23 protein-coding genes are annotated in these 26,420 nt (G+C 58.1%); 14 read left to right on the top strand and 9 right to left on the bottom strand.

What is annotated here, in order from left to right; all coding sequences use genetic code 11:
* Positions 1-16: 16 nt before the first annotated feature.
* From IEX10_RS17660 to fsa, 3 genes are read right to left on the bottom strand one after another with little or no spacing between them, the layout of a single operon-like run.
* Positions 17-937, bottom strand: coding sequence for a tyrosine recombinase XerC (locus IEX10_RS17660; RefSeq protein WP_188678389.1), 921 nt, complete (start codon positions 935-937; stop codon positions 17-19).
* The gene (locus tag IEX10_RS17655) at positions 937-1,653 is read right to left on the bottom strand and encodes a DUF484 family protein (protein ID WP_188678387.1); all 717 of its coding nucleotides are present in this window, start codon (positions 1,651-1,653) and stop codon (positions 937-939) included. Before IEX10_RS17655 ends, IEX10_RS17660 begins: the two co-directional genes overlap by 1 nt.
* A 28-nt stretch (positions 1,654-1,681) precedes the next feature.
* On the bottom strand, positions 1,682-2,335 hold the full coding sequence (fsa, locus tag IEX10_RS17650; RefSeq protein WP_188678385.1) for a fructose-6-phosphate aldolase: 654 nt from the start codon (positions 2,333-2,335) through the stop codon (positions 1,682-1,684).
* An 83-nt stretch (positions 2,336-2,418) separates the two neighbouring features.
* On the opposite strand from fsa, the gene IEX10_RS17645 reads away from it, so the two are divergent.
* From IEX10_RS17645 to IEX10_RS20045, 4 genes are all read left to right on the top strand, one after another.
* Positions 2,419-4,641, top strand: coding sequence for a primosomal protein N' (locus tag IEX10_RS17645; RefSeq protein ID WP_188678383.1), 2,223 nt, complete (start codon positions 2,419-2,421; stop codon positions 4,639-4,641).
* Between the two features lie 73 nt (positions 4,642-4,714).
* Positions 4,715-5,806: a histidinol-phosphate transaminase gene (gene hisC, locus IEX10_RS17640; protein ID WP_188678381.1), complete on the top strand. Its 1,092-nt coding sequence runs from the start codon at positions 4,715-4,717 to the stop codon at positions 5,804-5,806.
* On the top strand, positions 5,803-6,726 hold the full coding sequence (locus IEX10_RS17635) for a prephenate/arogenate dehydrogenase family protein (RefSeq protein WP_188678379.1): 924 nt from the start codon (positions 5,803-5,805) through the stop codon (positions 6,724-6,726). Before hisC ends, IEX10_RS17635 begins: the two co-directional genes overlap by 4 nt.
* Before the next feature lie 2 nt (positions 6,727-6,728).
* The gene (locus IEX10_RS20045) at positions 6,729-7,691 is read left to right on the top strand and encodes an extensin-like domain-containing protein (RefSeq protein WP_229678621.1); all 963 of its coding nucleotides are present in this window, start codon (positions 6,729-6,731) and stop codon (positions 7,689-7,691) included.
* 10 nt (positions 7,692-7,701) lie between these two features.
* Here IEX10_RS20045 and IEX10_RS17625 read toward each other — a convergent pair whose 3' ends face one another.
* Positions 7,702-8,709 (bottom strand): DUF2125 domain-containing protein, encoded by a 1,008-nt coding sequence (locus tag IEX10_RS17625; RefSeq protein ID WP_188678377.1) that lies wholly within the window; start codon positions 8,707-8,709, stop codon positions 7,702-7,704.
* A gap of 60 nt (positions 8,710-8,769) precedes the next feature.
* Between IEX10_RS17625 and IEX10_RS17620 the strand changes: the two genes are divergently transcribed.
* Positions 8,770-9,321, top strand: a complete 552-nt coding sequence (locus IEX10_RS17620) for a gamma-glutamylcyclotransferase (RefSeq protein WP_373287547.1) — start codon at positions 8,770-8,772, stop codon at positions 9,319-9,321.
* Positions 9,322-9,325: 4 nt separating this feature from the next.
* Here IEX10_RS17620 and IEX10_RS17615 read toward each other — a convergent pair whose 3' ends face one another.
* Together IEX10_RS17615 and IEX10_RS17610 are read right to left on the bottom strand one after the other, a co-directional pair.
* Entirely contained in the window at positions 9,326-9,793 is a 468-nt protein-coding gene (locus tag IEX10_RS17615) for an NfeD family protein (RefSeq protein ID WP_188678376.1), read from the bottom strand.
* Between the two features lie 12 nt (positions 9,794-9,805).
* Positions 9,806-10,747: an SPFH domain-containing protein gene (locus IEX10_RS17610; RefSeq protein WP_229678620.1), complete on the bottom strand. Its 942-nt coding sequence runs from the start codon at positions 10,745-10,747 to the stop codon at positions 9,806-9,808.
* Between the two features lie 167 nt (positions 10,748-10,914).
* Here IEX10_RS17610 and IEX10_RS17605 point away from each other — a divergent pair, with 167 nt between their 5' ends.
* Together IEX10_RS17605 and IEX10_RS17600 are read left to right on the top strand one after the other, a co-directional pair.
* Positions 10,915-12,126 carry a biopolymer transporter ExbB gene (locus tag IEX10_RS17605; protein WP_188678374.1) on the top strand — a complete coding sequence of 404 codons (1,212 nt, stop codon included), beginning with the start codon at positions 10,915-10,917 and terminating at the stop codon, positions 12,124-12,126.
* 3 nt (positions 12,127-12,129) lie between these two features.
* Entirely contained in the window at positions 12,130-14,151 is a 2,022-nt protein-coding gene (locus IEX10_RS17600; RefSeq protein ID WP_188678372.1) for a peptidoglycan -binding protein, read from the top strand.
* A 45-nt stretch (positions 14,152-14,196) separates the two neighbouring features.
* Here IEX10_RS17600 and IEX10_RS17595 read toward each other — a convergent pair whose 3' ends face one another.
* From IEX10_RS17595 to pyrF, 3 genes are all read right to left on the bottom strand, one after another.
* Positions 14,197-15,456, bottom strand: a complete 1,260-nt coding sequence (locus tag IEX10_RS17595) for a DNA polymerase IV (RefSeq protein ID WP_188678370.1) — start codon at positions 15,454-15,456, stop codon at positions 14,197-14,199.
* Between the two features lie 35 nt (positions 15,457-15,491).
* Complete coding sequence (locus IEX10_RS17590) at positions 15,492-15,638, bottom strand: hypothetical protein (RefSeq protein WP_188678368.1); 147 nt, start codon at positions 15,636-15,638, stop codon at positions 15,492-15,494.
* Between the two features lie 98 nt (positions 15,639-15,736).
* Positions 15,737-16,432 carry an orotidine-5'-phosphate decarboxylase gene (gene pyrF, locus IEX10_RS17585; RefSeq protein ID WP_188678366.1) on the bottom strand — a complete coding sequence of 232 codons (696 nt, stop codon included), beginning with the start codon at positions 16,430-16,432 and terminating at the stop codon, positions 15,737-15,739.
* A 129-nt stretch (positions 16,433-16,561) separates the two neighbouring features.
* Here pyrF and IEX10_RS17580 point away from each other — a divergent pair, with 129 nt between their 5' ends.
* The 7 genes from IEX10_RS17580 (at position 16,562) to IEX10_RS17550 (ending at position 25,897) form a co-directional block, all read left to right on the top strand.
* The gene (locus IEX10_RS17580; RefSeq protein ID WP_229678619.1) at positions 16,562-17,743 is read left to right on the top strand and encodes a multidrug effflux MFS transporter; all 1,182 of its coding nucleotides are present in this window, start codon (positions 16,562-16,564) and stop codon (positions 17,741-17,743) included.
* Between the two features lie 105 nt (positions 17,744-17,848).
* A complete protein-coding gene (locus IEX10_RS17575) occupies positions 17,849-19,033 on the top strand; it encodes an MFS transporter (RefSeq protein ID WP_188678363.1) in 1,185 nt (394 codons plus the stop codon).
* A 169-nt stretch (positions 19,034-19,202) separates the two neighbouring features.
* Entirely contained in the window at positions 19,203-21,812 is a 2,610-nt protein-coding gene (gene clpB, locus IEX10_RS17570; protein WP_188678360.1) for an ATP-dependent chaperone ClpB, read from the top strand.
* Positions 21,813-22,126: 314 nt separating this feature from the next.
* Positions 22,127-23,635: an FMN-binding glutamate synthase family protein gene (locus tag IEX10_RS17565; protein WP_229678618.1), complete on the top strand. Its 1,509-nt coding sequence runs from the start codon at positions 22,127-22,129 to the stop codon at positions 23,633-23,635.
* Between the two features lie 131 nt (positions 23,636-23,766).
* Positions 23,767-24,708: a protein-methionine-sulfoxide reductase catalytic subunit MsrP gene (gene msrP, locus IEX10_RS17560; protein ID WP_188678357.1), complete on the top strand. Its 942-nt coding sequence runs from the start codon at positions 23,767-23,769 to the stop codon at positions 24,706-24,708.
* Between the two features lie 34 nt (positions 24,709-24,742).
* Positions 24,743-25,339, top strand: coding sequence for a protein-methionine-sulfoxide reductase heme-binding subunit MsrQ (msrQ, locus tag IEX10_RS17555; RefSeq protein ID WP_188678355.1), 597 nt, complete (start codon positions 24,743-24,745; stop codon positions 25,337-25,339).
* Between the two features lie 102 nt (positions 25,340-25,441).
* On the top strand, positions 25,442-25,897 hold the full coding sequence (locus tag IEX10_RS17550; protein ID WP_229678617.1) for a DUF302 domain-containing protein: 456 nt from the start codon (positions 25,442-25,444) through the stop codon (positions 25,895-25,897).
* Positions 25,898-26,420 lie beyond the last annotated feature (523 nt).

Raw genomic sequence — 26,420 nt, 5'->3', positions numbered from 1 at the left:
GCAAATAAGGCGATGTTTATCCGGCTTTTGGATGGGCTTTTCTGTAAACGGCCATCAAATGGGCCTGATCCAAAGCGGTATAGGCTTGCGTCGTTGAAAGCGAGGCATGGCCCAGCAATTCCTGTATCGCGCGCAAGTCTCCGCCGGCTTCCAGAAGGTGGGTCGCAAAGGAATGGCGCATGGCATGGGGGGTGGCCGTGGCTGGCATGCCAAGCTGCATCCGCGTCTGTTCCATCACTTTCTGGATGTGGCGCGGGTTCAGGACCTTGCCTTTCTTGCCCAGAAATAGCGGCGTTTCCGCAGTGTGACTGAATGGACAAAGCGCGAGGTAGCTGCCCACGGCCTTACGGGCAGCGGGAAGTACAGGCACCACACGGTCCTTGTCGCCCTTGCCGCGAATCCGCAAAGTCTCTCCCAGTGGTACAGCGGCGAATGTCAGGCCCAGTGCTTCGGAGATTCGCAGGCCGCACCCGTAAAGCAGGGTGATCACCGCAGTATCCCTTGCGCCGGTCCAGCCGTCTTGCGTTTGAAACTCCACCGTTTCGATCATGGCCTTCGCTTGATCTTTCGCCACGGGGCGGGGCAGTTGGGCTTTGAACTTTGGCGCGCGTGTCGCCAGTGGGGCGGTGACTTCTATGCCCTCGGCCTCTCCGAGCCAGCGATAGAAGGATTTCACCGCCGAGAGTTCCCGCGCGAGAGAACGTGGACCCACACCGCGCCGCCGCTCATGGGCCATCCATGCCCGCATGTCGGTGATTTTAACCGTGCCGAGCTTGGCCTTCCCCAGATCGCCGCCGAAATGGTTCGCCAAAAACCCTAGAAACCCCGAAACGTCCCGCTGATAGGCCTCGACCGTTTTGGCAGAAGCGCCTTGCAAGGCTGTAATGCTCGCCAGCCAGCGGCCCAAAAGATCAAAAGCGCCGCTTTGCGCGGTCATCAGTTCAGCCAGCGGCGCAGCACACGTTCGAAAGCGCTGGCGAAAAAGACCAGAAGATCCGCGCCTTTTTGCGGGGTGAACTGGTCATTGCTGGCAGAGCCGAGCACCAGCATCGCAGGCAGGTTGCCCTTGCCCAGATCAAGCCGCAGCAGGGCTTCGGATGTCACCTTATCGACGGCATCGCCAAACAGCACCGGATCGGGATCATGGATGGTGCGAAGGGTCACTGGGCGACCGGCAGAACTGCGGCCGCGCAAGATGTAATCATTCACAGCACCGGGGGCGCAAAAGCACACACCGCTGCCGAACTCTGCCTGAAGCTGGTCTTCCATATCGGGCGTCGCGGCGGGACTTTCCAGCACCAGTCGGGCCGAGGCCACATTCAGGATGCGGCCCAATTCTTCCTGCAACAGGACAAGAAATTCGGCAAAGGTCTTGGGTTCGAGAATGGCGAGCGTGGCCCGATGGATCTGGTTGGTACTGGCCAGATTGTCATAGGCCGCTGCGATCACATGGCGATGCGTGTCTTCCAGCCGGTTCAAACGGGCCTCTAGCCGCTCCAGCGCGATGGCGCGCAGGTCGATGACATTCTTGCCGCGCGCTACCTCGTCTGCCGAGATAAGCGCGCGCATGATGTCGCGGTCTTCGAGAACCTGAATAGGGTCGGATAGGATATGTTCACGCACCGCGTCCTGCGGTTTCGCTTGCTCTGCCATTCGCTACGCCTCGTAACTACTGCGGACGTTACAGGATCTTTTGCCCTGTCTTCGCCCAATCCTTCATAAATGCCTCAAGACCTTGATCTGTCAGAGGGTGTTTTGCAAGGTTTTGCAGAACATTTGGTGGCGCAGTCACAACATCTGCGCCAATTTTGGCACAATCGGACACGTGGTTCACCGTGCGGATCGAAGCCGCGAGGATCTCTGTTTCGTAGGCGTAATTGTCGTAAATCACGCGAATATCTTCGATCAGTTGCAACCCGTCGATGTTGATATCGTCCAGACGCCCGATGAACGGAGAGATAAAGGAAGCACCGGCTTTGGCCGCCAGCAGCGCCTGATTGGCCGAGAAACACAGGGTCACGTTAACCATTGTGCCTTCTTCGGAAAGCGTCTTACAGGTTTTCAGACCGTCCCATGTCAGCGGCACTTTCACGGCAATGTTTTCCGCGATCTTGGCCAGCTTGCGGCCTTCCTTGATCATGTCGTCATAGTTCAGAGCCACAACTTCGGCGCTGACCGGACCGTCGATCATGCCGCAGATTTCTTTGGTTACTTCCAGAATGTCACGGCCCGATTTCATGATCAGGGAGGGGTTGGTAGTCACCCCGTCCACAAAGCCCAGATCGTTCAGTTCGGCGATTGCATCCACATCGGCGGTATCAACAAAAAATTTCATTTTTGGGGTTCCTTGTGTCCGGTTGGTTTCTTGCGCGTGGCTTGCGCAGGTGTCATGTTGGGGTTTATCGCAACCCGTCCCGAATGAGAACCCCGCATATCGTGCCTGAATATACCGATCAAAGCTATTTTGAAGCGGGTCAGCTTGTTGCTGTCCTGACCACGCAGCCGCTCGACCGGTTGCTGGATTACAAGGCCCCTGCGGGGGGCTGTTTTCTGGGTGCCTATGTTGAGGTGCCCCTTGGTCCGCGCAAGGTGATCGGCGTGATCTGGGGCGCAGGGCAGGGCGGGTATGACCCGAAGAAAGTCCGCTCTGTCATCGGGGTGATTGATGTGCCCCCTATGCGTGAGGAAATGCAAAAGTTTCTGGCCCGTGTCGGGGATTACACGCTAACGCCGCTGTCGGCTATGCTGCGGCTGGCGACCCGTGCCCCCGGCCTGACCGATCCCCCCGGAATGCGCAAGATTTACGGGCTGGGGGACAAGGAACCGGACCGGATGACCCCTGCGCGGGAGAAGGTGATCGGCGTTCTGGAAGACCACGGCGGTGTGCGTTTTACGGCGGGTGAACTGTCTACGCTGGCGGGTGTGACATCTTCTGTGGTGAAGGGTTTGATGAAGCAGGGGGTGCTTGTTGAATACGAAACCCCGCGCGATCTGCCCTATCCGCATCTGGATGCACATCACGCCGGTAAGGAGCTAACCGGCGATCAGGCGCGGGTGTCGGCTTTGCTGCGGGACAAGGTGGGCTCAAAGACCTATGGCACCAGCCTGCTGAAAGGCGTGACGGGGTCGGGCAAGACCGAAGTGTACCTTGAAGCTGTTGCCGAATGTCTCGCACAAGGGCGGCAGGCGCTGGTGCTGCTGCCGGAAATTGCCCTGACGGTAGAGTTTCTTGACCGTGTAGAACAGCGCTTCGGGGCGCGTCCTGCGGAATGGCATTCAGGTGTCACAGTGACTGAACGTCGGCGCTGCTGGCGTATGGTGGGCGAAGGCAAGGCACAGCTTGTGGTGGGGGCGCGGTCCTCGCTTTATCTGCCGTTTCAAAACCTTGGGCTGATCGTTGTGGATGAAGAACACGACCAGTCCTACAAGCAGGAAGACGGTGTTCTTTACAATGCGCGGGATATGGCCGTTCTACGCGCTTCTATTTGCGGTGCCTCTGTGGTGCTGGCCAGTGCCACGCCCTCACTTGAAAGCTGGGCCAATGCGCGGGCAGGCAAATACGAGCGCTTTGATCTGGCACAACGGTTCGGCGCGGCGGAGCTGCCCGAGATGAAGGCGATTGACCTGCGTAAGGAAGAACTGCCGAGCGGGCGGTGGATTTCCGACAGTCTGGCACGGGAGGTGTTTTCCAGACTGGAGCGTAAGGAACAGTCGTTACTGTTCCTGAACCGTCGCGGCTATGCGCCGGTGACGGTCTGTCGGGCCTGTGGCCACCAGATCGGTTGTGACGATTGTGATGCACGGATGGTGGAACACCGCTTTCAGGGGCGTCTGATGTGCCACCAGTGCGGTGAAACCAAACCGATGCCCGAGGCTTGTCCATCCTGTCAGGTGGAAGGCAAACTGGCAGCGGTTGGTCCGGGCGTAGAGCGTCTGGCCGAAGAAGCCGTGGAACGGTTCCCCGATGCGCGGATTGCGGTGCTGTCGTCGGATATGTCGATGACCGCGCGGAACCTGAAGGAGCGGATCAAATCCATCGCAGAAGGTGAGGCTGACATCATTATCGGAACCCAGCTTGTGGCCAAAGGGCATAACTTTCCGCTGCTGACCTGTGTTGGGGTGATTGATGCAGACCTCGGTCTGCAAGGCAGCGATTTGCGCGCGGCCGAGCGGACCTTTCAGTTGATCCGGCAGGTGGCAGGGCGTGCGGGGCGGGCCGACAAAAAAGGCACCGCATACATCCAGACCCTGCAACCGGAGCATCCGGTGATTCAGGCGATTCTGACCGGCGACGAAGAGGAATTTTGGGCCGCAGAAGCCGCCCAGCGGGAACAGGCGGGCGTGCCACCGTTCGGGCGCATGGCCGGCATCGTGCTGTCCGGTCCCGATCTGGCACAGGTGTTTGACGTGGCGCAGTATATGGTGCGCAATGCCGAACCGTTACGCCGGATCAATGCGGAAATCTTCGGACCTGCGCCGGCGCCCATTGCCCGTGTGCGGGGCCGCCACCGCGTCCGAATTCTGGTGAAGGCGGACAAAGGCACCGTGCTGCAACCTGCGCTGGCCGCTTGGCATGCCAGCATAAAGCCGCCCAATAATCTGCGCATCAGCATAGATATCGACCCCCAGACCTTCTATTAAAGCCTATTAATGCTTTATCAGGGGGGGCTGCGCCGCTACACACGGGCGCAGAATACCAAAAGGATAACGTGAGATGACGACGCGCATTCAGCCACAACCGGGCATTATGGACATCGAACTTTACGTGGGTGGCAAGGCCCATGTGGACGGGGTGTCCAATACGGTAAAGCTCAGCAGTAACGAAAACCCTTGGGGGGCAAGTGAGAAAGCCAAGCAAGCCTATCGTTCCGTGGCGGGCAATCTGCATGTCTATCCGTCCTCTGATCACAGTGAATTGCGGGCGGCCATTGCCAAAGTACATGATCTTGATGCGGAGCGGATTATCTGTTCCAACGGCTCGGATGAGCTGATTTCCTTTCTGTGTCAGGCTTATGCGGGGGCAGGGGATGAAGTTCTGTTCACCGAGCACGGCTTCCTGATGTATAAACTTTGCGCGCAGGCGGCAGGAGCCACGCCCGTTGCGGTGCGCGAAATAGAACGGACCACAGATGTGGATGCCCTGCTGGAAGCGGCGAATGAAAACACCAAGCTGGTGTTCATCGCCAACCCGAACAATCCCACGGGCACGATGATTTCCGAAGAGGAAGTCGCGCGGCTGGCGGAGGGTCTGCCGGAACAAGCGCTGCTGGTGCTGGACGGGGCATATGCGGAGTATGTCGAAGGTTTTGACGGCCATGCCAGCCTTGTAGAACAGCGCGAAAATATCTTTATGACCCGCACGTTTTCCAAGATTTACGGGCTGGGCGGTTTGCGTGTCGGCTGGGGCTATGGTCCGTTGGAGGTCATCCAGACCCTGCAACGGGTGCGCGGGCCGTTCAACGTGAACGCAGGCGGGCTTGCGGCGGCAGAGGCGGCAATGCTGGATGTGGACTACACAGCCAAATGCCAGCGCCTGAACGCCGAATGGCGCGATTACCTGCACGCAGAGCTGGGCGCGCTCGGGATTGCCTGTGATCCGTCGATGGGGAACTTCGTGCTGGCCCGTTTCGGTTCAGAGGCCGAAGCCGATGCCGCGGATCAGGCGCTAAGTTCTGAAGGGCTGATTGTGCGGGCCGTGAAAAGCTACGGCCTGCCGGACTGTCTGCGGATTACTGTGGGCAAAGGCGCTGATTGCAAACGTGTGGTCGCTGTTCTTTCCGTGTTCAAGGAAGGCTGGGAAGAATGACGCAGCTTTACAACAAGGTCGCCCTGATCGGGCTGGGGCTGATCGCGGGCTCTATGGCGAAAGCGATGCGCCGCGCTGGGCTGGCAGGTGAGATCGTCGGCCATGCCAGATCAGCAGAAACACGGAAAACCGCGCTGGAAATCGGGCTGGTGGACGCTGTGTTCGACACCGCTGCCGAGGCAGTTAAGGACGCGGATCTGGTGGTGCTTTGTGTGCCGGTCGGTGTGATGGGGTCGATTGCACAGGAAATCGCCCCGCATCTGGCGCAGGATGCCACGGTTTCCGATGTGGGATCGGTCAAGAAAGCGATTATCGACGCGGTGCAACCCCATATGCCCGATCATGTGCATTTTATCCCCGCACACCCGCTGGCAGGGACGGAACATTCCGGCCCGCACGCGGGCTTTGCCGATCTGTTCAATAATCGCTGGTGCCTGTTTACTCCGCTGCCGGAAACGGACCGCGCTTATGTGGATCGCCTGAAACAGCTTTGGTCCGAAATGGGCGCCAATGTCGAAGAAATGGACGCCGAACACCATGACCTCGTGCTTGCTGTCACAAGCCACACGCCGCATTTGATCGCTTATACGATGGTGGGTGTGGCCGATGATTTGCAGCGGGTGGCGAATAAGGAAGTGATTGATTTCTCTGCCGCCGGTTTTCGTGATTTTACGCGTATTGCGGCCTCTGATCCTACGATGTGGCGGGATGTTTTTCTCAACAACAAAGAAGCAACGCTGGAAATACTGGGGCGTTTCACCGAAGAGCTGTTCGATCTGCAACGGGCCATACGGCGCGGTGACGGAGAGCAGTTGTTCGACCATTTTACGCGCACCCGTGCAATCCGCCGTAGCATTATTGATGCAGGGCAAGACACGAATGCACCGAACTTCGGGCGCTACCCGAAAGAAGGAGACTGACAATGGCGCACTGGCGGATACCTCTGATGGCCTGTGTGGTCCTGATAACAGGCACCGCCATTGCGCAATCGTCGGATCAACGCCCCCGACTGCGCCCGCTTGCTTTGGCGCAGCAGTTCAATCCGACGGCGGCCCCGCTGGTTGCACCGCGCCCGAAACTGCGCCGTTTCGATACGGGCCGGACAGCGTCCAGCGTTGCGGTTCATAAGGTGGTGCTGGAGCAGACGATCACTGAAGATGTGGTCGCGCAGAAACTGACCAAGGCGGCTGTTGTCACAACGCGCGCGGATGCGGGCGACGGGATCGGGCAATCCGTGACCGTGTCCTCCCGCCAGATCGCGCGGGATGGATTGTTGATGTCCCCGCGCCCCCAAGCGCGGCCCGAAGGGTTTCAACTGGCAATGGCCAAGCGCAAGGATCGGGCGACGAAATACAGTCTGAACGGCTCTGTCTGTGGATTGCGCGGTATACGCGGGTATTCGGTCAAAAGGGTGCGAGGCAAAGGCGCTTGTGGCATTGCAAAACCTGTGAAGGTATCAGAGATCGACGGTATCAAATTGACCCGCGAGGCGCTGATCGGCTGTGATGCGGCCCGCGCGCTGTATCGCTGGGTCCATGATTCCGCCAAACCCACTGTGGGGACCAAAGGCGGCGGGCTGGCCAGTATTCAGCTGATCGCCAGCTATTCCTGTCGCAATCGCAACAGCGCGAAGCGGGGCAAACTGTCAGAGCACGCCAAAGGAAACGCCGTGGATATAGCGGGGTTCGTGCTAAAGAACGGGACCAGCATGAGCGTCCTTCGCGGCTGGCGCTCGGGCGAGGACGGGCCGACGCTGAAGCGCCTGCACAAAACCGCCTGCGGACCGTTTCGCACTGTGCTTGGCCCCAAATCGAACCGGTTCCATCAGGACCATTTCCACTTTGACGTGGCAAAACACCGTGGCGGCGGGACGTACTGCCGCTAAAGTGGACGCCTTACGGATTGATCCGGATTTGCGGGGCGCGGCCAATCGGGAACGGGCCGAGCGAGATCATGCGATTTTTGAAAGACAGGGGCGCGTCGATGGTATCGGGATTGCCGGACAGTTTTGCCAGCAGACCGAGACCGCCTTCCAATGTGCCCAACAGCTCTGACGGGACGACCCCCGCACTCACCCCGAGTTCCAGCATATCCTGCCAGTTCTTTGCCCGCACAGAGATTTTGCCGGTGGGATAGCCTTCCGCGTCCAGTTCAACCGTGCCGGTGGCCTGAAAGTTCAGCTCCCCCCAAGTGGCATTGAATTCCTTCACCTCAAGCGAGGTCAGCTCCGGCTTGCGCCCTTCCACCGCGTGACGGTCCCACGGGGCGTCAAATCCGGCCGTTGCATTAAAGCGCACGGTTTCAAACACATCCGGCAACAGGTTGTCGGGGTCGATTATATCCTTGAAAATCCGCGCCGGTTTCAGGTTCGTGGTCTGCAAGAATACATCATGGGCAAACGCCTGACCCGCAGTCTGGCGCGTGGACAGCATGGCTGCATCCATTTCAGTGACCCAACCCGCATTAGAGGTCAGCGTAAGATTTTTCACCTCGGCGGTGGCGGCGTTTAAGGCAAGGTCGGTGTTCGCGTCAAACTTGATGCTGGCTTTCATATCCCGCGATGCCACGTCGATCCGTTCCTGCGGTGTCGCAAGGATCTGTGTGTCCGGCCAAACGGCAATCGCGTGGTTTGGTTTGTAGCTGAGCATCAGAACCTCAAATTCCGGTGCCTGCCATGCCCAGCCGGTTGACGGATCAGCAAGGTTCAGGCCGGTGACGCGGGTGTCAAACCGGCTTGGAAAGCCCTGCACATCAAGGGTGTCGTAATCCGCAACCCAACCGGCGGCGCGGCGGTCTTCCAGCCATGCCGACAGCGCCGTTTGCTGCGCGGTGGAGCCAACCCACCAATAGCCGAACCAAGCCAGTGACACGACAATCAGGATTCCAAATAAAGCACGAACCACGGGCAGCCCCTTTTCTTTTCCGTTTGGCGCGGGTTATAGCACCCTGAAAGGGGTGAACCAGTGACAAATATTGATAACGGCTTTTGGGTGTTCGGCTACGGCTCTTTGGTGTGGCAACCGGGGTTTGAATTTGCCGAGCGTGAAATCGCGCGGATGGAGGGGTTTTCCCGCAGCTTTTGCATGTGGTCGATCCATCACCGCGGCACAGAAGACGATCCCGGACTGGTGCTGGCCCTTGATGCCGCGCCGGATTCTTACTGCGACGGTGTAGCTTTCTTTGTTCCACCGCAAACGGCACAGCAAACCCTTGACTACCTGCGGGAACGGGAACTGGTGTCTGCCGCCTATCTGGAGCAGGTGCACTCCGCGAGTTTGCGCGATGGCCGCGTGGTGGACTGCGTGTCTTATGTGGTGGACCGCGATCACGTTCAATATTGCGGCGGCCTGTCGCTGGAACGTCAGGCCGAAGTCATCGCCAAAGCGGTTGGCGGGCGCGGGCCGAATACGGAATATTTGGTGGAAGTGAACCGCCATCTGGGGGAACTGGGCCTGCCTGATCCCGATCTGGAGTGGTTGACACAAAGGGTACTGGAACTGTCCGTAACCGCCTGAGCCGTTACACCGGTTCAACTTTCAAAATCATCCCTTCCGCAGCACGGACCCGTACCGTGCCGCCAACTTCGGCATTCGCGCCAGCAGTCCATTCCGCCCGCCAGCGCATGCCTTCAATCGTGACGGCGCCGCTATGGCTCGCCGCGTGAAAATCTAGAACAATGGCCGTGCGCCCGATCAGATGATTTGAACGCTGGTTCAGTGTGTCATGGGATGCCGCACCGTCCCCGTAACGCTGCACGGCCCAGCGGCCTGCAAAGGTCAGGCCGACTGACAGGGCCGCAAACAGGGTAATTTGCAGCTCTCCTGACAGGCCGGGCATCAGCGCGTGCAAGACTGCCATAACCAATGCGGCAAGGGCGATCCAGATCAGAACCGCCGTGCCTGTGACCATTTCGGCAGCGCCAATAACAAAGGCCGCAGCGACCCACCACCACGGCGACAGATCTACGAGAAAATCAAGGAAAGGCATGGCTGTAGTCCTTTAAGATTTGTCGCCAGAGGTCACGGCTTTGGCGATATCGGCGATACCGCCGATAGACCCGATCAATGATGAAGCCTCAAGCGGGATCATCACGGTCTTAGCGGAAGGCGAAGAGGCCACATCTTTCAGCGCTTCAGTGTACTTCTGCGCAACGAAATAGTTCACAGCCTGAATGTCGCCCGAGGCGATCGCCTCAGACACCATGCGCGTGGCCTCGGCTTCGGCTTGCGCGGCCCGTTCGCGTGCTTCCGCATCCAGAAATGCCGCTTGTTTGCGCCCTTCAGCTTCGCGGATTTGGGCTTCGCGCTCGCCCTCGGCTTTCAGGATCGCAGATTGCTTCTGACCTTCCGCCTGAAGGATCGAGGCCCGTTTGTCCCGTTCCGCCTTCATCTGCCGCGCCATCGCTTCGTTGATGTCAGGCGGCGGGGCCAAGTCCTTGATCTCGACCCGTGTCACTTTCACACCCCATGGGTTGGCAGCCTCGTCTATAACATTCAGCAGTTTGGCGTTAATCACATCGCGGTTGGACAGGCTCTCGTCCAGATCCATTGAACCGATCACGGAACGGATGTTGGTTTGCGTCAGGTTGGACAGCGCGCGGTAAAGATCGCGGACTTCATAGGCAGCAGCAGCGGCATCGACCACCTGATAGAATGTGACCGCATCCGTCACCACCATCGCGTTGTCACGGGTGATGACCTCTTGGCTGTCGATGTCGAGAACGGTTTCCATCATGTTAATCTTGGCCCCGACCTTGTCCATAAACGGTATCAGGAACCGCAAACCGGGTTTGAGCGTGCGGGTGTAGCGGCCGAACCGCTCTACCGTCCATTCCTCACCCTGCGGGATGGAACGAACCATCATGAATATCAGGATCAGCGCGAAGATGAACAGGGCAACGGCTGTCAGGCCCACAGATTCAAATCCAAGTAATGAGTCCAAAACAACCACTCCTATAAAACGGGTTTACACCGTTATATTTGGGGAGTTCGCGGCTTTTTTACAATGGTTTAGTTTTGAAACAGCCTTCCACATCGGGCAAACATACCATTTGGCATCATCCGGCGGACAGGTTAGGGTGCACGCAAGCACAGAGCAGGCTCCAAAGAATGTTAAAGGCAGACACGAAGATCGACCCGCACTTTACCCAGCCGGTGCGGCAAATCCTTATGATGTTGATGTTCGTCGTCATCGTCGCCATCGGGGGATTCCTGTCATATCAATCCCTGCTCCCTATCTTTATGGCCAACATTTATCTGAACGGTTTCATCGGGCTGGTGTTCATCTTTGGCATTATCGCCTGTTTCTGGCAGGTGTTCACGTTGGTGAGTTCCGTCAGCTGGATAGAAGGGCTGGCGCTGGATCGTCCGGGGCACGAGTTCGTCCGGCCACCCGGACTGCTGGCACCGCTGGCCCATCTGCTGCGCAAACGCTCTGCGCGGGCTTCGCTTACTTCAACCAGCACACAAAGCATTCAGGACAGCGTGGCGACGCGGCTTGATGAAGGCCGCGAGATTACCCGCTATGTGATCAACCTTCTAATATTCCTCGGACTTTTGGGTACTTTCTACGGGCTCGCCACTACGGTTCCCGCGGTGGTAGACACCATCCGCTCCCTTGCGCCGCAGGATGACGGCAGTTCGGTTGATGTCTTTGATAACCTTATGTCCGGCCTTGAACGTCAGCTTGGCGGAATGGGGACCGCGTTTGGTTCGTCACTGCTCGGGCTGGCGGGATCGCTGGTGGTCGGGCTGCTGGACCTGATGGCAGGGCGCGGGCAGAACCGGTTTTACCGCGAACTGGAAGAATGGCTGTCGTCAATCACACGTATTGGTGTCGCCTCCGGTGACGGCGATATGGGAAGTGTCGAAAATTTCGCGCTCGCTGATATGCTAGAGCACACGACCTATCAGATTGAAACCCTGCACGACCTGCTGCGCCAAAGTCAGGAGCGCCGTGCTGAGACCGACCAACGGGTAGAGCGATTGGCCCATGTGGTTGAACGTCTGTCCGATGTGGCGACAGCAGGGCAGGGGGATCGGGACCGGCTGGCCGAGCAGATCGCCTATGGACAAAAGCAACTGGTCGAAGCGGTTCAAGGATTGCCCGAACAAATGACCCGACCCGAAGGGGACGAGGTCTGGGATGCAGAAGCCAAGATGCGGCTGCGCAACATCGACACCCAGATGCTGCGTATCCTTGAAGAGATGACCGCCGGTCGCCAAGGTGCAATAAGCGAATTGCGCAGTGATTTGCTGGGGCTGACATCGACCTTGCGCGCCGCAATCTCGGCCTCGGACGAGCCCGGTGGCAGGGGGTAGTCTATGGCCCTGAACCGCCGCGCTGCGAACCGGTTTTCGGCCAACATCTGGCCCGGATTCGTGGATGCGATGACCGCGCTTTTGCTGATCCTGATGTTTGTCCTGACCATCTTTATGGTCGTGCAATACACCCTGAACGAAAGAATTTCCGGTCAGGACAAGGAACTTGACGCGCTGGCCAGTGAAATCATCGGGCTGTCAGATGCGTTGGGTCTGGAGCGTACCCGTGCGGCGGGTCTGGAACAGGACGTCAGCCAGTTGAACAGCTCGTTGGCGGATGCGCAGGATCGGGCCACGCAACAGAACGCGCTTATTGCTGCGTTGAACGCAGAAACCTCGGATCAGGCCGCACAAATCGCCGGCTTTGAAGAGCAGGTGGCCTCCCTTCTGGCGCGCAATTCCGATCTGGATACACAGCTTTCGGACAGCCGGTCCCGTGTCGCCGTTTTAACTGGGCAAGTGGACGGGCTGGAAGGGGAAATAACTGATGCACAAAGCCGCGAGGCAGCGCTGGAAGAAGAAAAACGCCTGCTGCTTGCGGATAAGGACGCGCTGGAACAGGCCAATCTGACGGTTATTTCGCAAAAGGATGCGCTGCAACTGGCGCTCGCGCAGGCGCGGGATGAAATTGACGAAAGCGTCGAGGCGGCTCGTTTGGCTGCGGCCAAGCGCGAAGCGCTGGAAGGTCTGATCGCTGATTTGCGCGCGGATGTCAGCAGCAAAGAAGGATCGCTCGCAGATGCGCTCGCGATGTTGGCGGCGACACAGGATGATCTGTCCGAGACACGTGGCTCGTTGAGCGATGCGTTGGCGCAGGTCAGCACAACGCGTTCCGAACTTGCCGAAAGCCGCAGTGCGCTGGGCCAGACGCGCACCGCGTTGGAACAGGAGCGGGCGGCACTTGCACAAGAACAGGCCGCATTGGCGCAGGCCGAACGTGAAACGGAAAATCAGGCGCAAGCGTTGGCAGAGGCGCGCACTGAACTAACCGAACGGGGGCTGACCGAAGAAGAACTGCGCGATCGGATAGATGCGTTGGTGAACAGCCTTTCTGCAGAGGAAAAGGCGAAGCTTGCCGAAGCCGCCGCCGCTGCCGCCCTGCGGGAGAAACTGAAAGGCGCCGAGGACGAACTGACCGCCATGACCCTTTCGCTGGAAGCCAAGCGCAAGGAAGCCGAGGACACGCTGACCTTGCTGGCTGCGACCCGCGCCGAACTGACAGAGGCAGAGCGCGAAGCGGCCCAGAACATGAGCGAAGGCGACCGGCAAGCAGCCCTTTTGTCGGTGGCGCGTCAGGAACTGGCCGACGAAAAAGCCACCAGTCGCGAAGCCGCCCAAAAGCTGACCGTGTTGAACGAGCAGACTGCAGAATTGCGCAAGCAGTTGGACCGCCTTCAAGGGTTGCTTGATGCGTCACAAGCGGCGGATGTGGCCAGTCAGGTGCAGATCGAGGTGCTGGGCGCAAACCTGAACACCGCATTGGCCCGCGTGGCCGCAGAACAGAAAAAACGGTTGGCGTTGGAAGAGACCGAACGCAAGCGGCTTGAGGCCGAGGCCAACGACCTTAAGAAGTTCCGCTCCGAGTTCTTTGGCCGTTTGCGTGATGTTCTGGGGAGACAGGACGGGGTGCGGATTGTTGGCGACCGGTTTGTATTTTCCTCTGAGATTTTGTTCGGGGCCGGATCGGCGACACTCGGCGCGCAAGGTAAGGCAGAGATTGCAAATGTGGCTGGGATCATTCTGGATGTTGCAGACCAGATCCCGTCAGAGATCGACTGGATCTTGCGGGTGGATGGTCATACGGACAAAATCCCGCTCTCGGGGTTCGGGGAGTTCAAGGACAATTGGGAGCTTAGTCAGGCGCGGGCGCTGTCGGTGGTGCGGTATCTCAACACCGAACTGGGCGTGCCTGCCAACCGGCTGGCGGCGAACGGTTTTGGGGAATACCAGCCGATTGCACAAGGGGATAGCGCCGAGGCATTGGCGCAGAACCGGCGGATCGAACTGAAGTTCACCGAGAAATAGGCGTTTGCGCTCCGCGCGGGGAGTATTTTGGAACATTGAAACGGGTTAGCGCAGGGCGCGGCCTTTTAGGATCGCGCCCTTGCCGAATCTTTCGCGGATTGCGTCGGTGGCCCGTTCCGCCTTGGCCCGTTTGGCGGCGTCCTGTTCCAGTAGGTCCATGTAGTGATCGGCCTCTTCGGGGCGGGTCAACTGGCTGATGCCAATACCGATCAGGCGGAAGGGTGCTTTGTCGATCACCCCGTCAAGCATCTGGCGCCCGTGGGAGTAAATCCGGTCGGCCATCTGGGTTGGTTCTGGCAGGGTGACAGAGCGGTTCAGGGTTTTGAAATCCGCTTTCTTAACTTTCAGCGTCACGGTTTTGCCGGCGTATTCCTTCGCCTTGGCACGGTCCGAGACCTGCTCTGCCAACCGCCAGAGGTGTCCGTCCAACAGGTCTGCATCGCTGGTGTCTTCAAAGAAGGTGGTCTCTTTGGAAATGCTTTTGACCGGATCGCGCTCTGATATGCGGCGGTGGTCCAGCCCCTGCGCCAGATGCCAGAGCCTGTCGCCCATAGACCCATAGCGTTCGCCAAGCGCCTTGCGGTCACGGCGGCGCAGGTCGGCAAATGTCTGAATGCCATCGCTTTGAAGTTTGCGTTGCAACACAGGTCCGGCCCCCCAGATTTTTTTGATTGGAAGGGGGGCGAGCAGGTCCAGCGTTTCGGCCTGTCCAATCACCGAAAAACCACGCGGTTTGTCCAGATCAGAGGCCAGTTTGGCGAGGAACTTGTTATGGGACAGACCAATCGAGCCGGAGATGCCCAGTTCGTCTTCCATTCGTTTTACCAACCGCGCCAGCATGATCGCAGGGGGCGCACCATGCAGTTTTTCTGTGCCGCTCAGGTCGATGAACGCTTCATCCAGTGACAGGGGTTCCACCACGGGCGTCAGATCTTCCATCATGGTGCGGATGGCGCGGGAGACTTCGACATAGGCATCCATGCGGGGCTTCACGACCACAGCATCAGGGCAGAGCTTTAGCGCCTTGAACATGGGCATGGCTGAATGGACCCCGTTGATCCGCGCGATATAGCAGGCAGTGGACACCACGCCCCGCTTTCCGCCGCCGATGATCACCGGTTTGTCACGAATCTCCGGATTGTCCCGTTTTTCCACGGATGCATAAAATGCGTCGCAATCCATGTGGGCAATGGAGAGCGATAAAAGTTCGTCATGGATCAACACCCGCGGCGAGGCACAGTGTTCGCAGCGCGGTTTGGGCGCACAGCGTTTCAGGCAGTCTCGGCAGAAGGCTGGTTTTGGCATAGGGTCTTATCCCGCAGTTCTGCTGCCAATACCAGTCAGGACGTGATGTCAGCTTGGGAAATTCCGGCGTGAATGGCGCTGGGGACTACGGTGGTGGCGGCATAGGGCGGCGTTTTCGCATAGGTTGCCAGCACGCCGGTCGCGGTCAGGGCAGTGAGGCCGATTTTTGAGAAGATATCCATAAGAGGCTCCGTTAAGGTTTGGCCCTCTGGATCGCGCCCAAACCTTAACAGTGCGTTAAAGATCAAATTGATGTTTCTTGTATTTTAGGCGTTTGCGCTTAGATCGCGGCCAGTTCGGCAAGGATCGCTTTGGCGGCTTCTGCCGGATCATTGGCCTGAACAATCGGGCGGCCAACCACAATGTGGTCCGCCCCGTCACCAATTGCGCTGGCCGGTGTTGCGATGCGTTTCTGATCGCCAGAGGCGGAACCTGTCGGGCGTACGCCCGGTGTTACGATCAAACGGCCTTCAGCTTCGGGCAGGGCGCGGATCAGGGCGGCCTCTTGGGGGGAGGCGATCACCCCGTCGGCACCGGCAAGAAGGGCTGCACGGGCGCGTTCGATCACGAGGTCTTGGAGATCACCGGACTGGATCAGGCAATCGTCCAGATCGCTTCGGTCGAGGGAGGTCAGGATTGTCACGGCAAGGATCTTAAGGTCGCTGTCGCCCCGCCCAGCCACCGCCGCACGCACCACATGGGGGTCGCCGTGAACGGTCAGAAAGTCCAGATCATACTGTGCAATCCCGCCCACAGCCCGTTCGACAGTGGCGCCGATGTCGAAAAACTTCATATCAAGAAAGACGCGCTTGCCCTGCTCTTTCAGTTCATTCGCGAGCGCAAGCCCGCCGCCTGTCAGCATCCCCAGCCCGATCTTGTAAAACGACACACTGTCCCCGAGCTTTTCCGCGATGGCCATACCATCCAGAACATTGGGAACATCAAGGGCAACGATCAGGCGGTCATCAGCAGGCATATCAGGGCTCCGTTGGCTGGTTTTTCGGGGTTTGGGACGGTGGCGGCAGAAAGTCAAGGCGACAGGCAGAGTTTGCGCATGGTGTGGGGGCGTGGTATTTGCGGACAACCCGATCAAAGAGCTTTCCCCGTGTCCACTCCAAAATCCCCGCCGCGTTTTGTGACGCTTGTGCTGCTGACTGCGATTTCAGTGCTGTCGCTGAATATGTTTTTGCCGTCCCTGTCGAATATGGCGCGGGATTTTGAGGTGGATTATGCGGTGATCAACCTGTCCATTGCAGGATACCTCGGGGTGAGCGCTATTTTGCAGATTATTATGGGGCCGCTGTCGGACCGCTGGGGCCGCAGGCCGGTTTTGCTGGCGGCTATGGCGATCTTTACGGTTGCGTCCGTTGGGTGCTGGCTGGCGCCGAACGTCTGGGTGTTTCTGGGGTTTCGTCTGCTTCAGAGCGCGGTCATCGCAGGTATGGCCCTTAGTCGCGCGGTTATCCGCGATATGGCGCCCCCGCAGGAAGCGGCGAGCATGATGGGCTATGTGGCGATGGTCATGGCACTGGCGCCAATGGTGGGGCCGGTTGTGGGCGGACTGCTGGATCAGATGTTCGGCTGGCGGGTGACATTCCTGTTGTTTGCAATGCTTGGTGCGGGCGTTTTTGCCCTGTGCTGGCGGGATCTGGGGGAGACCAACACCAAGAAGTCCGACACGCTGCTGGCGCAATTCAAGACCTATCCAGCCCTGTTGGGCGCGCGGGAGTTCTGGGGCCATGTGGCCTGCCAAGCCTGTTCGGTAGGGGCGTTTTACGTCTTTCTCGCCGGAGCGCCGCTGGTCGGCGAGGCCCAGTTCGGCCTGACGCCTGCTACGCTCGGGCTTGGGATGGGGGCGATTACGATGGGGTTTGTCTTTGGGAATTTCCTGTCGGGGCGGTATGCCAAACGTTACGCGCTTTCTACCATGATGATTGCGGGGCGGATCGTGGCGCTGGTCGGGCTTGGGGGTGGATTTATCCTGTTGGTGGCAGGGATCATGCATCCGCTGGTGCTGTTCGGATCTGTGGTTTTCATTGGGCTTGGCAACGGGCTGACCCTTCCGGCGAGCAATTCGGGGGCATTGTCCGTGCGCCCCGATCTTGCGGGCAGCGCGTCCGGCCTGTCGGGCGCGGCCGTGGTTGGAAGCGGGGCGATTTTGACCTCTGTGACCGGCGCCGTTCTGAACGAGAGTTCGGGAGTGTTTGTTCTGATGGCGATCCTGTTCGGGGTGACGATTCTGGGATTGGTGGCCGCCTATGATGTGCGCAACGCAACGAGGGGCTGACGCGGGGTTAAGTTTCGACGCTGGGTCGCCGGAAATGCGAATTGGCAAGGGCTGCAAAATCCCCTACCAGTTGGGCAATCGAATTTTTAAAAGTGGAATACGGCCATGAATATTGGCATCGTCTTTCTTGTGCTGGCTTATGTGATGAGCCAGTTTTACAGGGCTTTTCTGGCTGTTATGGCACCTGCGCTGGGGGCGGATATCGGGGCTGGACCCGAAGATCTCGCCTTTGCGAGCGGCATGTGGTTTCTTGTTTTTGCAGCGATGCAAATCCCCGTGGGCGAAGCGCTGGACCGGATTGGACCAAGGCTAACAGCGAGCGTTCTGTTTGCCGTTGGCGGCGGCGGTGGGGCGGCATTATTCGCGCTGGCGAGCAGTCCGCTGCACGTGACCCTTGCGATGATGCTGATCGGCGTGGGGTGTTCGCCGGTGCTGATGGCTTCTTACTATATCTTTGCGCGGTCTTATGCCCCTGCGGTTTTTGCAACTCTGGCAGGGGTCACGCTTGGAATTGGCACGTTCGGAAACATTGGCAGCGCCTTACCCCTGACACTGGCGGTGGAGTGGTTTGGCTGGCGCGGGACGATGTGGGTGCTGACGGGGGTGACGCTGTTTATTGCTGCGATGGCTGCTGTGTTTGTACGGGATCCTGCGCGCGTCGAGGTGCAGCAGAAAGGATCCGTGCTGGACCTGCTGGCGATGCCGGTGCTCTGGCCGATCCTTGCGATGATGGCGGTGAACTATATCTCTGTTGCGGGCTTGCGAGGGCTTTGGGTCGGGCCGTATCTGGACGAAGTTTTCGCGGCCACGCCTGAGGTGATCGGGGTTGTGACCCTTTTGATGAGCTTTGCGATGGTGGCGGGTAACTTTATCTACGGACCGATGGACCGGCTGATCCCGTCGCGCAAGACGATTGTTTTGGGCGGTAATCTAATCAATCTTGTCTGTGTGGTGCTGCTGATCCTGTTTGCGGGGCATTCTGTTGTGGTTGCAACCGTTCTGCTGGCGATGATCGGTCTGACGGGTGCGACCTTTGTGGTGATTATCGCCCATGCAAAAACCTTCTTCCCGGATCACCTGACAGGGCGGGGCGTGACCCTGCTGAACCTGTTTGGAATGGGCGGGACGGGTTTGTTACAGTCATTGTCTGGAAAGCTCTATGGAACGGTTGCGCCGGACAGCACGGCCTTGGTTGCGTATCAATGGTTGTTCGGGTTTTTCGCCCTTTGCCTTCTGGCGGGCTGTATTGCCTACGCCTTCAGCCGTGACGGCAAGAATATCCGGTCGTGATCCGAGTATTTGGGGAACATTGAAGCCGTCCTCCGAATCTGTGCGGGTTTTTTGCAGCGGCTCTTGTCGGGTGCGGGGGGGCTTCCTATCTTGTTGATAAGGCTTGCACCCTGACGTGCCGATTTCGGGCGTCATATTTCATCGCAGGCGCTTGTAAAAGGAGAAGACCATGAACTTAGAAAAGTTCACTGAACGGTCTCGGGGGATGATTCAATCGGCCCAGACCATTGCAATGCGCGAGGATCACCAGCGCTTTACACCACAACACCTGTTAAAAGCCCTTTTGGACGATGAACAGGGACTTGCTGCCAACCTGATCAAAGCTGCGGGCGGGGATCCGTCCCGTGTCTTGCAGGATCTGGACGTGAACCTTGCCAAGATGCCCAAAGTGTCCGGCGACAACGGCCAGATTTATATGGACGGGCAGACCGCCAAGATTTTTGCAGAAGCCGAGAAGCTGGCGCAAAAGGCTGGCGATTCCTTTGTTCCGGTCGAACGGATGCTGACCGCACTTGCCATCGTGAAGTCCGATGCGGCGACTATTCTGAAAGACGGCGGCGTGACGGCGCAAGGTTTGAACGCAGCCATCAATGATGTGCGCAAAGGCCGGACCGCGGACAGCGCCAGTGCCGAAGACGGCTATGACGCGTTGAAGAAATACGCCCGCGATCTGACAGAAGCAGCGCGCGACGGGAAAATCGATCCGATCATCGGTCGGGACGAAGAAATCCGCCGTGCGATGCAGGTTCTGTCGCGCCGCACCAAGAACAACCCTGTGCTGATCGGGGAACCGGGCGTGGGTAAAACCGCGATTGCCGAAGGACTTGCCTTGCGGATCATCAATGGTGACGTGCCTGAGAGCCTTCAGAACAAGACGCTGATGGCGCTTGATATGGGCGCTTTGATTGCGGGTGCGAAATATCGAGGCGAGTTTGAGGAACGTCTGAAGTCCATCCTGACGGAAGTGACCGAGGCTGCTGGCGAAATCATCCTGTTCATCGACGAGATGCACACGCTGGTGGGTGCTGGTAAATCCGAAGGCGCGATGGATGCGGCCAACCTGATTAAACCTGCGCTGGCTCGTGGCGAATTGCACTGTATCGGGGCGACCACCCTTGATGAATACCGCAAGCATGTGGAAAAGGATGCGGCCCTTGCGCGGCGTTTCCAGCCCGTCATGGTGCTGGAGCCGACCGTGTCTGACACGATCTCTATCTTGCGCGGTATTAAAGAGAAGTACGAGCTTCACCACGGGATTCGCATCTCCGACAGCGCGCTTGTGTCGGCAGCCAACCTGTCCAACCGCTATATCACCGACCGGTTTCTGCCGGATAAGGCGATTGATCTGATGGACGAAGCCGCCAGCCGGTTGCGTATGGAAGTGGACAGCAAGCCAGAAGCGCTTGATGCGATCGACCGTGAGTTGCTGCAAAAGCAGATCGAGGTCGAGGCGCTGAAAACCGAAAGCGATGCGGCCTCTAAGGATCGTTTGGACACTTTGCAAAAAGAGGTGGCCGATCTGCAGGAAAAGTCGTCTGAGATGACGGCCCATTGGCAGGCAGAGCGGGACAAGCTGGCAGGTGCGCGTGACATCAAGGAAGAACTGGACCACGCGCGGGTGCAATTTGAAACCGCCCGCCGCGCCGGTGATCTGGCCAAAATGGGCGAGCTGCAATACGGCGTCATCCCAGAGTTGGAGAAAAAGCTGTCCGATGCCGAAGGCCGCGAGGATGATGTGATGGTGGATGAGGCCGTGCGCCCCGAACATATCGCAAGCGTTGTCGAACGCTGGACCGGTATTCCCGTGGACAAGATGCTGGAAGGCACCCGCGAGAAACTGCTGCGCATGGAAGACGAGCTTGGCAAACGGGTGATCGGCCAGCGCGATGCGGTTACGGCTGTATCGAACGCGGTGCGCCGCTCCCGTGCGGGGCTGTCGGATGAAAACCGTCCGCAGGGGTCTTTCCTGTTCCTCGGCCCGACCGGTGTGGGTAAAACCGAGCTGACCAAGGCTTTGGCCGAATTCCTGTTTGACGATGATCAGGCGATGGTTCGCATTGATATGTCCGAGTTCATGGAGAAACACGCCGTGTCCCGTCTGATCGGAGCGCCTCCGGGCTATGTCGGGTATGACGAAGGCGGTGTGCTGACCGAAGCCGTGCGGCGCAGGCCTTATCAGGTTGTGTTGTTCGACGAAGTTGAAAAGGCGCATCCTGATGTGTTCAACGTGCTGTTGCAGGTGCTGGACGATGGTGTGCTGACCGACGGACAGGGTCGGACTGTGGATTTCAAGCAGACGCTGATTATCCTGACCAGTAACCTCGGGTCCCAAGCGCTGAGCGAGTTGCCCGACGGTGTGGACAGCAGTAAGGCCAAGGCAGATGTGATGCAGGCGGTTCAGGCCCATTTCCGGCCCGAGTTTATCAACCGTTTGGACGAGATCGTTCTGTTTGACCGGTTGAGCCGCGACAACATGGACGGGATCGTGGACATCCAGCTGGATATTCTGGAACGTCGTTTGTCGGGCCGTAAGATCGGGCTTGAGATGGACGAAGCCGCACGCACCTGGCTCGCGGATCAGGGTTATGATCCGGTCTATGGCGCGCGTCCGCTGAAGCGGGTGATCCAGAAAGCCGTTCAGGATCCGTTGGCAGAACTGCTGTTGTCGGGTGAAGTGCTGGATGGGTCCACCGTCACAGTCAGTGCCGATGACAACGGGCTGGTGATTAACGGTATTGCGCAGGCTGCCAAGCCGCCTGCGGATGCGCCGGTCCATTAAGCGCCATTATAAAGGTGTGATATAACTTTGCCGCCCCGCAGGTCTTGTGCTTGCGGGGCGGTTTGCAATCCGGCGGAGAGATGAAGGGGCGCGATATGTTGGCCAAATTTATACGGATCATCCTGTTTTTGTCGGTGCGACTGGCCTTTATCGTCTGGCCCTTCACGCTTGCCGCTGCGCTTTTCATCTACCTCAAGTATTTTTGAGGCTATGTGCGTCTGTTGGTCTTTGTGTTTAGCCGCGCGAACGCTACATTCACTCCAGCCCGGAGAAGCGCCTCTTGGCAAGGATAGCCCAACGGAGTGCCTCGCCCCATGTTCCTGATGAACCTTGTGTCCACCATCCTGTTCTACTTTGCGATTGCCTTCATCTGTGCGGTCGGGATCGGGTTTGCCGCTGTGGTGGTCATGTTTATCATTGACCGCAGCCAGACCAGCGATGCGGTGCGGCGCAATTATCCGGTTGTGGGGCGGTTTCGCAGCCTGTTTACAGAACTGGGTGAGTTCTTTCGCCAGTATTTCTTTGCGATGGATCGTGAGGAACTGCCCTTTAACCGCGCCCAACGCAATTGGGTGAAGCGGGCGGCTTCGGGTAAAGGCAATACAGTGGCTTTCGGTTCTACCCGCAATCTGACCCTGCCGGGTACGCCGATCTTTGTGAACGCGCCGTTCCCGCCGCTGGAAACACAGGCGGCACGGACCGAACCTTTGCAAATCGGCCCGCACGCGCGCATTCCTTATGATGCGCCCTCCCTGTTTAACATCTCGGGGATGAGCTTTGGCGCTTTGTCCCGTCCCGCGGTGCGGGCCTTATCCCGTGGTGCGAAAAAGGCTGGCATCTGGTTGAACACGGGGGAGGGTGGTTTGTCCCCGTTTCATCTGGAAGGCGGTTGCGATCTGGTGTTTCAGGTCGGGACCGCGAAATATGGCGTGCGTAACGCGGATGGAAGCCTGTCAGATGATCGCCTTCGGGCGATTGCTGCGCACGAACAGGTGCGGATGTTCGAGGTAAAGCTGGCGCAAGGTGCGAAGCCGGGCAAAGGTGGTATTCTTCCGGCTGCTAAGGTCACACCGGAAATCGCCGAGATTCGCGGTATTCCTGTGGGAGAGGCGTCGATCTCTCCGAACCGCCACCCCGAGATTGGCAACATGGCAGAGCTGCTCGACACGATTCACCATATACGGGAGGTGACAGGCAAGCCGGTCGGCATCAAAACTGTTGTCAGCGATGAAACCGCCCTGCGTGAGCTGTTCGGCGAGATCCACAAACGAGGCGAAGAAAGCGCGCCGGACTTTATTACTGTGGACAGCGGCGACGGGGGAACAGGTGCCAGTCCGATGCCGCTGATGGATCTGGTCGGGATAACCATCCGCGAAAGCCTGCCTTTGGTCTCTGATCTGCTGGTCGAGATGGGCCTGCGTGATCGCATCCGTTTGATTGCCAGTGGCAAGCTGATGAACCCCGGCGATGTGGCGTGGGCGATTGCGGCGGGGGCGGATTTCGTGACCTCGGCACGGGGCTTTATGTTCAGCCTTGGCTGTATTCAGGCCCTGAAATGCAATCGCAATACCTGCCCCACAGGGATCACCACCCATGATCCGCGCTTTCAAAAGGGGCTGGTGCCGGAGGATAAGTTCGAAAAAGTTGCGGCCTATGCGAAGATGATCATTAAGGAAGTAGAGATCATTGCCCATTCGGTTGGTGTCACCGAACCCCGCGCCATCCGCCGCCATCACGTGCGCATCGTTCAAGACAACGGCCGCTCTGTTCCGATGTCGCAAATCTGGCCGCGTCCGGTGCCCGTGGATCATGCTTCACAATAGATTTTAGGACTGCGGATTAGGACCGCGGGATTGTAACCTTTCCAACAAGGTCGTGAACCCGCGTGTTTTGCTTTGGATTCACACTAGGTCTAAACCAATCTGGACGTAGACACCGTAGAGGGAGGGTCTTCATGGGCCGCTTTAAGACCGCGCTGAAATATTCCGACATCACGCCAAAGGCTGATTTCCTTAACCGCCGCCAATTGATGGCTGGTGCGGCAGGGGTATCTCTGGCGGGTGGTTTGGCGGGAGGGCTCGCCACTCCTGCGGTTGCGGCAATGAACGCAGCCAAAAGCAAATGGTCCACTACTCAGGAACCGACCGCCTATGAAGATGTTATCAGCTACAATAACTTTTATGAATTCGGCACCGGCAAAGGTGATCCCGCCCAACACGCCCACGCGCTGACCACGGATCCGTGGTCCGTTGAAATCGGTGGTCTGGTGAATAATCCGGGCAACTACGCGCTTGAAGATATTCTCAAAGATATGACGCTGGAGGAACGGATTTATCGCTTCCGCTGTGTCGAGGCTTGGGCGATGGTTGTGCCGTGGGTCGGTTTCCAACTGTCGGACCTGATCGCCAAAGCCGACCCGCAGGGCAACGCCAAATACGTGGCCTTTGAAACTCTGATGCGTCCCGAAGAAATGCACGGCCAGAAAAACGGTTCGTTCCCGTGGCCATATGTAGAGGGTCTGCGTATGGACGAAGCCATGCACCCGCTGACCCTAATGGCGACAGGCCTGTATGACGAGCCGCTGCCAAACCAGAACGGCGCACCGCTGCGTCTGGTGGTGCCGTGGAAATACGGGTTCAAATCTATTAAATCCATTGTGAAGATTACCCTGACTGAAACCGAACCACCTGCGACATGGAACCTGATCAACGCGCGGGAATACGGTTTCTATAGTAACGTGAACCCGAATGTCAGCCACCCCCGCTGGTCGCAGGCCTCTCATCGGGTAATCGGGTCAGGGCTGTTTGCCAGCAAAGAGCCGACCGAGATGTTCAACGGCTACGGCGATGCGGTTGCTGGGCTTTATGACGGCATGGATCTGTCAAAGAATTTCTAATTTGGGCAATCTTGCGATCTGACAGGGACACATCATGTCATTCAGCCAAACCGCTAATTCGGCGGCGCGCAAGGTGCCGGCGTGGCCCTTGTATCCGATCCTGTTGCTGCCGGGGCTCTGGCTGTTCTGGTCTGTTCTGCAAAGCCCCGGCCCCAATCCGGTTGAAACACTGGAGCACGGGCTCGGGGAATATGCACTGAAGCTGTTGGTGCTCGGGCTTCTGGTGACACCACTGCGCGATCTGGTTGGGGTGAACCTGATCAAATACCGCCGCGCCATTGGTTTGATGGCATTCTTCTACGTTTGTGCACATCTGCTGGTCTATCTGGTGCTGGACAACCAGTTCTGGTGGGATGCGCTGGTCAAGGATATCACCAAACGTCCCTATATCATCGTCGGGGTTCTGGCTTTTGTGATTCTGATCCCTCTGGCGATCACATCCAACAACCGTGCAATCCGCAAACTTGGTCCGAAACGGTGGCGCCTTATTCACTATGGTGCCTATCTCGCCGTGATACTGGGGGCTGCACATTTTGTGATGTTAAAGCGGACGTGGCAGACCGAACCGCTGGTCTATCTCGCGATTGCATTGGTGCTTGTCGCCTATCGTGTCCCAAAACTGATCCGCTAAATCCGGAGTGTTCCTGCCGCTCACGGGACTGTGGCTCGTCTTTCGCTATGAGGGGGCTACAGTTTTATCTATCGCGCTAACCAAAGTTATAAGGAGATGACTATGCATTATATGAAAAACATTATCGCTACGGCTGCCGTTGCAGTGACCCCTATGCTGGCTTGGGCGGACGGGATCGCCAAGGTAGAGACAGAAAAAACAGTTTCAGCCGCCGCCGATGCACTGGTGACGGCAATCGAGGGCGCAGGCGCAAAGGTATTCGCGCGGGTCGATCACGGGGCAGGGGCGAAATCGATTGGTTCTGACATCGGGGCGAGCGAGCTGATCATCTTTGGCAATCCCAAAGTAGGCACCCCCGCAATGGAAGTGAACCGATTGGCCGGTCTGCATTTGCCGCTTAAGGTCCTGGTATACGAAGATGACGCCGGTAAAGTCTGGCTCGCCTACGAAACACCGGCGGAGTCGCTGGGGTCTGTTGAAGGCATCGCGCCGGACGCTCCGATTCTGGAACCTATGAAAGGTGCGCTTAAGAATCTTACCTCTAAGGCTGCGATGTAACGGCGTTTCATTAAGAAAGCTGATCTACGAAATAACCCCCTGCTGCAGACACGGCAGGGGGTTATTTCGTTATTAGGGACGGTACATATCGGAGCACCGCTAATGGGATTGGATCTGAATATTGCGGTCCGGCGCGGTAAATCAGTCAAACAGGGCACATATCTCCCCCAGATTGCCCGAATTAGCGGGAGCGAGTCGGAAAGAGGATTCGGATTTCACGATTCCCAAAGCGATTCACACCTGAACATCGGGGTAAAAACCTCTTAACGCGGCAGAACAATAAGGAAGCCCTGATCAATGGAATGGGCGCGCGCAATAATCGACAAGTTTACCCAGGGAGTCTGCGCAACATTCGGTCCCGTTGCTGTTGATAACACCTGATTTTTTGGATTATTTCGAAAAAATGACAGTTTCGTAAAAAAAGGGGTTGCGGGTCTTGGTGAGTAGGCCTAAACACCGCTTCACCGGAGGCAAGCAGCGACAGACGCTACGGACTGACGGTAACAAGGACTGGACGCAGACG

The organism is Neptunicoccus cionae, assembly GCF_014643735.1.
GTDB lineage: Bacteria > Pseudomonadota > Alphaproteobacteria > Rhodobacterales > Rhodobacteraceae > Amylibacter > Amylibacter cionae.
Note: the sequence above shows the minus strand (reverse complement) of the source record. Positions and strands in the feature narration are given on the sequence as shown.